Genomic DNA, 10,976 nt, shown 5'->3' on the forward strand with positions numbered 1-10,976 from the left:
GGTCGGGATAAAAGAGTCGATGGCCCATCGGTACTGTGGGAACAACATCGTCCTATGGATTGATCAATCGCCGTGAGGCTGCCCGCATCCCGCAGGGTCGCCATCGAGAGCCGCCGGCAGGCCCGGCTCGGGTGCGGTCTGGAATACAGACCAAACCCTGCGGTAATACCCATGAATCGGTGGTACACAAAGGTGTGACATGACTCGTTCCTTGAGTTGTATTGACCGAGCTATTATCAGTGTCTCGAAAACATTTACAAGGTACAGATCCGCGTGGAATTACCCGCCAGTTTTTAAACTAACCAGGCAACTTTAAACAGGGTTGTTTATTCATGAATACTGTTAGAACGGCCACGGGCTATCTGCCAGGCTCGGCGGCAACAACAACGCCGTTCAATTATGTTCAAAGCATAAACAAAAAAGCCTTCCTGATGATTCGGGAAGGCTTTGTCGAGTGCAACGTGGCCGATAAAAAAACGGGGCGGCCCCTGAAGCGTGACCGGATCCTGTACCTCGACGCCTGGCCCTGGCGTCGATCGTCGAACGAGCGCGGTGACTTGCGCTCAGGCAGGGTCGACTTCTACTACCACACGACCACCCACAGGGCAGCCATCCATCAAGCGATGTGCTTCAACGAGTTGATCGAACGGGAACACCTTGGTGATCTGCGGCACCAGAACCCGGTCAGCAGTCAACTGGTTGATATCGCGCAGTGCACGTTTGACGGCTTCTTCATCCTGGTGGATGCCCAGCTCAGGCTTGCCAGTGAAGTTGCCCACGCAGTGAACGAAGAACTGAATGTTTTTCTGAAATGCCGCACAGGCCGGGAATGGCGTCTGGTTGCCACCCTGCAGGCCATAAAGGATCAGGCTGCCACGAGGTGCAAGCACATCGCCGAGTATGGACATCTGCGGGCCGCCGAGGCCGTCCAGCACGATATCTACGCCGCGATTGTCGGTGTACTTGTTGATCGCCATGAGCAGATCCTGCTCCTCGGTAACGATCACCTTTTCCGCGCCCATCTTGAGCAAGTACTCACGGCACGAGTCGGTCTTGGTCGCGGCGATCACCTTCAGGCCAAGCGCCTTGCCCAGTTGCAGGAAGGCAGGGCCGGCACAGTGACTGGCATCGGTGACCAATGCGGTCTGCCCAGGCTTTGCGCGAGCCAGATCGACGAATGCGAAATACGCCACCAGCATCGGGGTGTAATGCACTGCCGCTTCGTTAGGCGTCAGAACGTCCGGGTAGCGGGTAACCGAGGTGGCTGGCAGCGTAATCAGCTCGGCATACACCGGATGTACGTTAGGGTCGGCCGCAGGGAAACTGGCAACCTTGTCGCCCACTTTGAAATCAACCACGCCATCGCCGACGGCAGTAATCACGCCGGCCATTTCGGAACCCAGACCGGCAGGCAACCGCGCCTGGGAGGAAGCCAGATTTTGTCGCCACAGCACGTCGTACCAGCTAACGCCGATTGCCTGGACGCGCACTTGCACCTCGCCGGGTGCGGGCAACGCGACGGGCAGCTCTTCTACCTTGAGCACCTCGGCCGGGCCAAACTGATGAAAACGGATCGTGCGGGACATTTCGAACCTCGCCTTATGAACCTTGATGCCATGAACTCTATCCGGGCGCTGCCGGTAACACTATCAGTGGCTATTAATAGTCGACATGCCTGTCATCGATTCCGTTATTGAAAGGCGGTCATTAGATAACCACCGAATGCCCACGTATTCAAGGCGGACATTGTTCTTTTCTCACCCACACATTGCAACCCACCGGGCAATTTCCGGATGAACGTACGCCTCGGCGGCGCGAAAAAACCGCCCGCAAGCGCCGGGCATTCTCCGATTCGTGAATGCGTACCGGTTGGTGACGATGCCGGCTCCACGGCTCAGGCTGAAGTATCGACGGCGGTGATGGCTGACACGTTTGTATGCTTGCAGGTGAATTTAACGATGCGCAGAATCGGGTTTTGCCCTTAATATCCCGTTTGCTGAGCTGAACACTGGCTGGCCTTTCTGGCTGCCAACGTATCGACCAATGTCAATGTCCCCGAGACCCCCGTCATGAATCGCAACGACCTGCGTCGCGTCGACCTCAACCTGCTCATCGTGTTCGAAACCCTCATGCACGAACGCAGCGTCACCCGCGCCGCAGAAAAGCTGTTTCTTGGCCAGCCAGCCATCAGTGCCGCGCTCTCCCGACTGCGTGGGCTGTTCGACGACCCATTGTTCGTGCGCACCGGTCGCAGCATGGAACCCACCGCGCGGGCCGTGGAAATCTTCGGCCTGCTCTCCCCGGCGCTGGATTCCATTTCCACCGCCGTCAGCCGCGCCGCCGATTTCGACCCGGCGACCAGCACGACGGTGTTCCGCATCGGTCTGTCGGATGAAGTCGAATTTGCGCTGCTGCCGTCGCTACTCAAGCGTCTGCGCTCCGAAGCTCCGGGCATCGTGCTGGTGGTGCGTCGAACCAACTACATCCTGATGCCCGCACTGCTCTCGTCGGGCGAGATTTCCATCGGCGTCAGCTACACCGATGACCTTCCTGCCAACGCCAAGCGTAAAGTCCTGCGCCGCAGCAAACCCAAACTGCTGCGCGCCGACTCGATGCCGGGGCCGATCACGCTGGATGATTTCTGTGCACGCCCTCACGCACTGGTTTCCTTCGCTGGCGACCTGGGAGGCTTCATCGACGAACATCTGGAGAAGATCGGCCGCAAACGCCACGTGGTCCTGGCCGTACCGCAGTTCAACGGCCTGGCGACCCTGATCGCCGGAACCGACATCGTTGCCACCGTTCCCGATTATGCAGCAGCAGTCCTTACCGCAGCGGGGGGCGTTCGAGCCGAAGAGCTGCCGGTGGAATCACGCACCTTCGAGCTGCACATGGCCTGGCGCGGCTCCCAGGACAACGATCCCGGCGAGCGCTGGCTGCGGTCGCGGATCCAGATGTTCTTCGGGGATCCAGATAGCTTGTGACGGATCGGCTTTTACAGGGTTTTCGAGGCGGGCCAGGCGGTACTCCGGCGGGACTCGCCTTCACGCACGGCCTCACAGCAAACACTTAATGAATTTCACTGCTGGCGTGGCGTTCGAACGCTCAGAACTGCATTCGAGATGACCTCGAACAGATACTCGCTGCGCGATGCAAAAGAGCTTTGATCACCGAGCCAGCCCAACGCAGCAATGAGCGCGAACAGATCGCTTCCCGTCATTTCCTTTTCCGCCATGCCGTGGGCCTGGGCGTTTTCGAGTAAACGCGTTCCGGCGCTGCGCAAGTTCGCACAGGACACATGAAGCGCGGAATTCGGGTCTGACAGGGCGGCAGCCATGAGCGTAACGACGCCGCTGTAAAGACGTACGAACGCCACTGCCTCGCGCAACCAGGAGACGAGCGCCACGTCCGGTGCAGTTGACGCTTGGAGCGTAGCTGCCGCTGCGGTCAATTCCTCCAGACTCTCTCGCAGCAGGGCATCGAGCAGGGCTTCGCGGGTAGGAAAATGGCGAAACAGGGTCGCCAGGCCCACGTCGGCTTTGCGCGCAATGTCGCGCATGGAAGCATCTGTTCCAAACTCGGCGATGACTCCACGAGCGGTTGCCAGGATGTGACTGTAGTTGTGTTTTGCGTCGGCTCGCATGGGGCCTCCTTGACATTCGGATCAATGATCCACATATTAGGATCACTGATCCCTTTATTGTAGCGCCGCTGCAATAGGGACAACGATGAGGATGTACCATGCGTTATAAACTATTTGGTAACCATACAGGTCTGCGCGTTTCCGAATTTGTCCTCGGGACCGCAAATTTCGGTGAGGCGTGGGGTGGGCATGGCGCCAATCCGGACGAAGCCCGTCGTATCTTCGATGCTTATGCAGATGCTGGTGGCAACTTCATCGACACGGCCAATGGTTATCAGGAAGGTGAATCCGAGGTATTGGTTGGCAACTTGCTGACGGGACGCCGTGATGAATTCGTGCTGTCTACGAAGTTCTCGGTCATGACTAACTCGAGTTCCGGCATTCTGGTCACGGGAAACAGCCGCCAAGCGATGGTGTCTTCGGTGGAAGCAAGCCTGAAGCGTCTGAAGACTGACCGGATCGATCTTTACTGGGCGCATGTGGACGACGGCTTCACGCCGATTGAAGAGCTTATGCGAGGCTTCGATGATCTGGTCAGAGCCGGAAAAATCCTTTACGCCGGGCTTTCCAATTTCCCTGCATGGCGCGTCGCTCGTGCTGCCACCCTCGCTGAGTTGAGGGGCACTGTCCCCCTCGCAGGCATTCAGATCGAACACAGTCTCGTCCAGCGCGCACCTGAGCAGGACCTTTTCCCCGCCAGCCAGGCGCTCGGTCTGGGCCTGGTCGCCTACTCCCCCTTGGGTGGCGGAGTGTTAACCGGCAAATATCGCAATACCACCGGGGAAAGCCGGCGTGACGAGGCATGGGGCGGCGCTGGATTTCAACCGGAGAACAGTCCCCAGCGCACCGCGATCATCGATACCTTGATGACGATTGCCGAAGAAGCCTCAGTGACGCCTGGCGAAATCGCCATCGCCTGGGTGGCGGCCAAGGGGGCCTTGCCGATCGTGGGCCCCCGCACCCTGACGCAACTGAACGCCAACCTGGCCGCAGCGGCGGTTACCCTATCGCCTGAACAGATGGCGCGTCTGAATGAAGTCAGCACCATTGCGCGAGGGTATCCTCACACAGTGCTCGACGATCCAAGGATAAAAGATCTTGTGACTGCCGGTAATTTTGATCGGATCGACGCTCCAAGCGTACCCGTGGCATGACGCAACGGTCGGTAGACATGCCCGGCATACAGAAAGCGACCGCTACGAGCTGCCTGCCTTCAATCGACGCAACGTATCGAAACGCTCAGATGGCCAGTCTCAAGCGCACAACGCACTGCTCGCCATGAAAATGCCCCCGCCCCATCCAGGCTTTCCTGGGTGGAGCGGGACATTTGGCGTAACCCCCGCCCCAGAGCCCTCGCCAGAGTAAATATCATTCCGACTGATATTTACCTTCGTGTTATTCGATTCGTGCAATAAAACCCCCGAGAACAGAATCCGCCCATCTCAATAACATCGGCGGATTTTCTCATGGTTCAGTCACTTACTCCTTTGCGCTACCCCCTTGCCGCGCTGGCACTGGTGGTGCTCAGCGCTTGCGGAAAAGGCCCGGAAACGGCCGCTCAGGCCCCGGCGGCGGCAAAAGTCAACGTCGCCAAGGTGCTCGAACAGCCAGTCAACGAATGGGATGAAGTCACTGCACGTCTGGAAGCCCCGGAAACCGTGCAGGTCCGCCCTCGCGTTTCCGGCCAGATCGATTCGGTGGCATTCACCGACGGCGAGCTGGTAAAGAAAGGCGACCTGTTGTTCCAGATCGACCCGCGCCCGTTCGAAGCTGAAGTGCATCGTCTGGATGCTCAACTGCAACAGGCCAGGGCAGCGTCGGTACGCAGTAACAACGAAGCCCAACGCGGCGAGCGTCTGCGCACCAACAATGCGATTTCCGCGGAACTGGCCGACTCGCGGACCACCACCGCGCAGGAATCCAAAGCCGCTGTCGCCGCCATTCAGGCGCAACTGGATCTGGCGCGACTGAACCTGAGCTTTACCCGCGTGACCGCACCGATCACCGGCCGTGTCAGCCGCGCGGAAATCACCGCTGGCAACATCGTCACCGCCGATCAGAGCACCCTCACCAGTGTGGTCTCCACCGATAAGGTCTACGCCTACTTCGACGCCGACGAGCGTGTGTTCCTCAAGTACAACCAACTGGCGCGGGACGGCAAGCGCGGCAGCACCAGCCCGGTGTACATGGGCCTGTCCAACGAAGCGGACAACCCGCATCAGGGCCAGATGAACTTCGTCGATAACCAGGTCAACCCGCGCACCGGCACCATTCGTGGCCGCGCGGTGTTCGACAACAGCAAGGGTGAATACACACCCGGTCTCTACGCGCGTCTGAAGCTGGTCGGCAGCGGTACCTACTCAGCCATGCTGATCAAGGACGAAGCGGTCGGTACTGACCTTGGCAAGAAGTTCGTGCTGGTTGTCGACAAGGATAACAAGGCGGTTTACCGCAGCGTCGACCTGGGCCCAAAACTGGAAGGGCTGCGTATCGTGCGCAGCGGCCTGGCCAAAGACGATCGCATCGTCGTCAGCGGCCTGCAGCGCGTTCGTCCCGGCTCGCCGATCGACCCGCAAGACACCCAGATGGCCAGCGCCGACACCCTCGCCGCACTGCAACAGCAACGCCAAGCACTTGAAGCCAGCAATCAACCCAAGGCGCAGCCCAAGCTGGACGCCAAGGTTGCCGCTGCCGCTTCGCCACGCGGTTAAGGGACACACTCGATGAATTTTTCAAAATTCTTTATCACGCGCCCGATCTTCGCGGCGGTGCTTTCGCTGCTGATCCTGATCGCTGGCGCCATCTCGCTGTTCCAGTTACCGATCAGTGAATACCCCGAAGTCGTGCCGCCGACCGTCGTCGTGCGCGCCAACTTCCCCGGCGCCAACCCGAAAGTCATCGGCGAAACCGTGGCCGCGCCACTGGAACAGGCAATCACCGGTGTCGAGAACATGCTGTACATGTCCTCGCAGGCGACCGCCGACGGCAAACTGACCCTGACCATCACCTTCGCCCTGGGCACCAATCTGGATACCGCGCAGGTACAGGTGCAGAACCGTGTCACCCGGACCGAGCCGAAACTGCCGGAAGAAGTGACCCGGATCGGTATCACCGTGGACAAGGCGTCTCCCGACCTGACCATGGTGGTCCACCTGACCTCTCCGGACAAACGCTACGACATGCTGTACCTGTCCAACTATGCCGTGCTCAACATCAAGGATGAGCTGGCGCGCCTGAGCGGTGTCGGCGACGTGCAACTGTTCGGCATGGGCGACTACTCGCTGCGTGTCTGGCTGGACCCGAACAAGACTGCATCGCGCAATATCACCGCCACCGACGTGGTCAACGCCATTCGCGAACAGAACCGTCAGGTCGCTGCCGGTCAATTGGGTGCGCCGCCCTCCCCGAGCGCCACCAGCTTCCAGATGTCGATCAACACTCAGGGCCGTCTGGTTTCCGAGGAAGAGTTCGAAAACATCATCATTCGCTCAGGCCCGGACGGTGAAATCACCCGCGTCAAAGACGTGGCCAGAGTCGAGTTGGGTTCCAATCAGTACGCTTTGCGTTCGTTGCTGAACAATCAGCCCGCTGCGGCGATGCCGATCTTCCAGCGTCCCGGCTCCAACGCCATCGACATTTCCAACGAAGTGCGCGCCGAGATGGAGTTGCTGAAAAAGAGCTTCCCGGAAGGCATGGATTACAGCATCGTCTATGACCCGACGATCTTCGTGCGCGGCTCCATCGAGGCAGTGGTGCACACCCTGTTCGAAGCGCTGATCCTGGTTGTGCTGGTGGTGATCCTGTTCCTGCAAACCTGGCGCGCGTCGATCATTCCACTGGCCGCTGTGCCGGTGTCGCTGATCGGTACGTTCGCGGTCATGCACCTGTTCGGCTTCTCGCTCAACGCCCTGTCGCTGTTCGGTCTGGTACTGGCCATCGGTATCGTGGTGGACGACGCTATCGTGGTGGTGGAGAACGTCGAGCGGAACATCGAACTCGGTCACCCGCCGATGGAAGCCACACAGATCGCGATGCGCGAAGTGACCGGCCCGATCATCGCGACGGCGCTGGTGTTGTGTGCGGTGTTCGTACCGGCGGCGTTCATCTCAGGTCTCACGGGACAGTTCTATAAACAGTTCGCCTTGACCATCGCCATCTCAACGGTGATCTCGGCGTTCAACTCCCTGACCCTTTCGCCAGCCCTGGCGGCGGTACTGCTGCGCGCCCACGATGCTCCGAAAGACGGCTTCTCACGCTTGCTCGACAAGCTGCTGGGTGGCTGGTTGTTCCGTCCATTCAACCGTTTCTTCGTCAAGGCCAGCAATGGCTATGTCGGTGCAGTGGGCCGTGTGATCCGCGTCAGCGGCGTGGCGCTGATCGTCTATGCGGGCTTGATCGTCATGACCTGGCTGGGCTTCTCGACAACGCCCACCGGTTTCGTGCCACAGCAGGACAAACAGTACTTGGTCGCCTTCGCGCAACTGCCCGATGCCGCCAGTCTGGACCGCACTGAAGACGTGATCAAACGCATGTCCGATATCGCGCTGAAACAACCGGGCGTGGAAAGTGCGGTGGCGTTCCCGGGGCTGTCGATCAACGGATTCACCAACAGCCCCAACTCCGGCATCGTGTTCGTGACGCTCAAGCCGTTCGATGAGCGCAAGCTGGCCAGCGAATCGGCAGGTGCCATTGCCGGTGCACTCAACGGCAAGTATGCGTCGATCCAGGAAGCCTACATGGCGATCTTCCCGCCACCTCCGGTACAGGGTCTGGGGACCATCGGTGGTTTCCGTCTGCAGATCGAGGACCGCGGCAACCTGGGTTACGACGAACTCTATAAAGAGACCATGAATATCATCGGCAAGAGTCGCAGCGTGCCGGAACTGGCTGCCTTGTTCACCAGCTACACCGTGAACGTTCCACAGGTCGATGCTGCGATCGACCGTGAAAAGGCCAAGACCCACGGCGTGGCCATCAGTGACATCTTCGACACCCTGCAGGTGTACCTGGGTTCGCTGTATGCCAACGACTTCAACCGTTTCGGTCGTACCTATCAGGTCAACGTCCAGGCTGAACAGCAGTTCCGTCAGGACGCCGAGCAAATCGGTCAGTTGAAAGTGCGCAACAACCTGGGCGAAATGATTCCGCTGGCGACACTGCTGCACGTCACCGACACTTCAGGCCCGGACCGCGTGATGCACTACAACGGCTTCATCACCGCCGAGATCAACGGTGCCGCAGGCCCAGGCTACAGCTCGGGTCAGGCCGAGGCGGCGATGGAAAAACTGCTCAAACAGGAATTGCCCAACGGCATGACCTACGAGTGGACCGACCTGACTTACCAACAGATCCTGTCGGGTAACACTGCCCTGCTGGTCTTCCCACTCTGCGTGCTGCTGGCGTTCCTGGTACTGGCCGCTCTGTACGAAAGCTGGAGCCTGCCGCTGGCGGTCATCCTGATCGTGCCGATGACCCTGCTGTCGGCCATCGCCGGTGTGATCATCGCCGGAAGCGACAACAACATCTTTACCCAGATCGGCCTGATCGTACTGGTGGGCCTGGCCTGTAAGAACGCGATCCTCATCGTCGAATTCGCGAAGGACGAACAGGAAAAAGGCAAGACCCCGCTGGAGGCCGTTCTGGAAGCCTGTCGTCTGCGTCTGCGTCCGATCCTGATGACCTCGTTCGCGTTCATCATGGGTGTCGTGCCCTTGGTGCTGTCCAGCGGTGCCGGTGCCGAGATGCGTCATGCCATGGGTGTGGCGGTGTTCTCCGGGATGCTCGGCGTGACCTTCTTCGGTCTGCTGTTGACCCCTGTGTTCTATGTGCTGATTCGTAACTTCGTGGAACGCAAAGAGGCGCGCAAGGCGGCCAAGGCTCAACGCGTTCAGACCATCGCTCCGGAGGCTCATTGATGAAGGCTGCAAAACTCTTCCTGCCGAGCCTGTTGGTGCTGGCGTTGGCGGCCTGTGCCGTCGGCCCTGACTACAAGAAGCCGGACACCGCGGCGGCCAATATCCAGGCCGCCGCACAGGGCACCTACGATCGCAACCGCACAGAGACGATCTGGTGGCAGCAGTTCGATGACCCGACCCTGAACCAGCTGGTGGCTCAGTCGCTGCAAGGCAACCGCGAATTGCGCGTCGCCTTCGCTCGCCTCAAAGCCGCCCGTGCCATCCGCGATGACATCAGCAACGATGCCATGCCGGTGGTCACCAGCCGCGCCAGCAGCGAAATCGGCCGCGCCCAGGTGCCGGGTGAGACCGAGCACCGGGTCAATCAGGAACGCTACGACCTGGGTCTGGACATGGCTTGGGAGATCGACCTGTTCGGCCGCATTCAACGGGAACTGGAAGCCAGCGAAGCCGATCAGCAAGTGGCCGAGGCCAATCTCTATCAGCTTCAGGTGACCATGATCGCCGAGCTGGTGGATGCTTACGGGCAACTGCGCGGTGCTCAATTGCGGGAAAACATCGCCCGTGACAACCTGAAAAACCAGCAGGACTCGCGAAGCGTCACCGTGCAACTGCGCGATGAAGGTGTCGGCAACGAGATCGACGTCGTGCGCGCCGATGCGCGTCTGGCCGCCGTGGAAGCGACCATTCCACAACTGCAGGCCGAGCAGGTGCGTGAACGTAATCGCATCGCCACCCTGCTGGGCGAACGCCCGGACGCCATGACCGTAAGCCTGGCGCCTGCCAGGCTGCCGGCCATCTCCAAGGCGCTGCCGATCGGTGATCCGACCAAGCTGTTGGAAAACCGTCCTGATGTGCGCAGTGCCGAACGGCAATTGGCAGCACAGACGGCGCGCATCGGTGTGCAGACTGCCGACCTGTTCCCACGGGTCAGCCTCAGCGGCTTCCTGGGCTTCACCGCCAGCCGTGGCTCGCAGATCGGTTCGGGTGCGGCGCAAGCCTGGGGTCTTGGGCCAAGCATCACTTGGGCGGCATTCGACCTGGGCAGTGTGAGAGCGCGGATTCGCGGCGCCAACGCCGACGCCGAAGGCGCACTGGCCAACTACGAACAGCAAGTCTTGCTGGCGCTGGAAGAAACCGAAAACGCCTTCAGCGACTACGACAAGCGTCAGCAGCGTCTGGTCTCGCTGGTGCGTCAAAGCGAGGCCAGTCGCTCCGCAGCCAATCTGGCGAGCATTCAGTACAAGGAAGGCACTGCTGACTTTCTCGTGCTACTGGACGCCGAACGTGAGCGCCTGGCCGCTGAAGACACCCAGGCGCAGGCGGAGATCGAGCTGTATCGCGGCATCGTGGCGATCTATAAAGCGCTTGGCGGTGGATGGCAGCCTAACGCTTGATCTTTCGTGATCTGTAGCGGC

General features: G+C 59.9%; 7 protein-coding genes. 5 read left to right on the forward strand and 2 right to left on the reverse strand.

Annotated features, from left to right (window positions below):
• Positions 1-563: 563 nt before the first annotated feature.
• Complete coding sequence (locus CE491_RS09590) at positions 564-1,586, reverse strand: zinc-dependent alcohol dehydrogenase family protein (RefSeq protein WP_110948118.1); 1,023 nt, start codon at positions 1,584-1,586, stop codon at positions 564-566.
• 483 nt (positions 1,587-2,069) lie between these two features.
• Between CE491_RS09590 and CE491_RS09595 the strand changes: the two genes are divergently transcribed.
• Entirely contained in the window at positions 2,070-2,984 is a 915-nt protein-coding gene (locus CE491_RS09595) for a LysR family transcriptional regulator (protein WP_110948119.1), read from the forward strand.
• 95 nt (positions 2,985-3,079) lie between these two features.
• Here CE491_RS09595 and CE491_RS09600 read toward each other — a convergent pair whose 3' ends face one another.
• The gene (locus CE491_RS09600; protein WP_110948120.1) at positions 3,080-3,643 is read right to left on the reverse strand and encodes a TetR/AcrR family transcriptional regulator; all 564 of its coding nucleotides are present in this window, start codon (positions 3,641-3,643) and stop codon (positions 3,080-3,082) included.
• 98 nt (positions 3,644-3,741) lie between these two features.
• Between CE491_RS09600 and CE491_RS09605 the strand changes: the two genes are divergently transcribed.
• The 4 genes from CE491_RS09605 to CE491_RS09620 all read left to right on the forward strand — a co-directional run bounded on the left by CE491_RS09605 (position 3,742) and on the right by CE491_RS09620 (position 10,955).
• Positions 3,742-4,797, forward strand: a complete 1,056-nt coding sequence (locus tag CE491_RS09605; protein WP_110948121.1) for an aldo/keto reductase — start codon at positions 3,742-3,744, stop codon at positions 4,795-4,797.
• 312 nt (positions 4,798-5,109) lie between these two features.
• Entirely contained in the window at positions 5,110-6,354 is a 1,245-nt protein-coding gene (gene mexE, locus CE491_RS09610) for a multidrug efflux RND transporter periplasmic adaptor subunit MexE (protein WP_110948122.1), read from the forward strand.
• Positions 6,355-6,366: 12 nt separating this feature from the next.
• Positions 6,367-9,558 (forward strand): efflux RND transporter permease subunit, encoded by a 3,192-nt coding sequence (locus tag CE491_RS09615; RefSeq protein ID WP_110948123.1) that lies wholly within the window; start codon positions 6,367-6,369, stop codon positions 9,556-9,558.
• A complete protein-coding gene (locus tag CE491_RS09620; protein WP_110948124.1) occupies positions 9,558-10,955 on the forward strand; it encodes an efflux transporter outer membrane subunit in 1,398 nt (465 codons plus the stop codon). Before CE491_RS09615 ends, CE491_RS09620 begins: the two co-directional genes overlap by 1 nt.
• Positions 10,956-10,976: the final 21 nt, after the last annotated feature.

Origin of the sequence: Pseudomonas bohemica (assembly GCF_002934685.1) — a bacterium.
GTDB classification, from domain to species: domain Bacteria; phylum Pseudomonadota; class Gammaproteobacteria; order Pseudomonadales; family Pseudomonadaceae; genus Aquipseudomonas; species Aquipseudomonas bohemica.

What these genes read in the sequence shown, in the direction of transcription:
- CE491_RS09590 (WP_110948118.1), bottom strand. Translation starts at nt 1,586, where the DNA reads ATGTCCCGCACGATCCGTTTTCATCAGTTTGGCCCGGCCGAGGTGCTC.
- CE491_RS09595 (WP_110948119.1), top strand. Translation starts at nt 2,070, where the DNA reads ATGAATCGCAACGACCTGCGTCGCGTCGACCTCAACCTGCTCATCGTG.
- CE491_RS09600 (WP_110948120.1), bottom strand. Translation starts at nt 3,643, where the DNA reads ATGCGAGCCGACGCAAAACACAACTACAGTCACATCCTGGCAACCGCT.
- CE491_RS09605 (WP_110948121.1), top strand. Translation starts at nt 3,742, where the DNA reads ATGCGTTATAAACTATTTGGTAACCATACAGGTCTGCGCGTTTCCGAA.
- mexE (WP_110948122.1), top strand. Translation starts at nt 5,110, where the DNA reads ATGGTTCAGTCACTTACTCCTTTGCGCTACCCCCTTGCCGCGCTGGCA.
- CE491_RS09615 (WP_110948123.1), top strand. Translation starts at nt 6,367, where the DNA reads ATGAATTTTTCAAAATTCTTTATCACGCGCCCGATCTTCGCGGCGGTG.
- CE491_RS09620 (WP_110948124.1), top strand. Translation starts at nt 9,558, where the DNA reads ATGAAGGCTGCAAAACTCTTCCTGCCGAGCCTGTTGGTGCTGGCGTTG.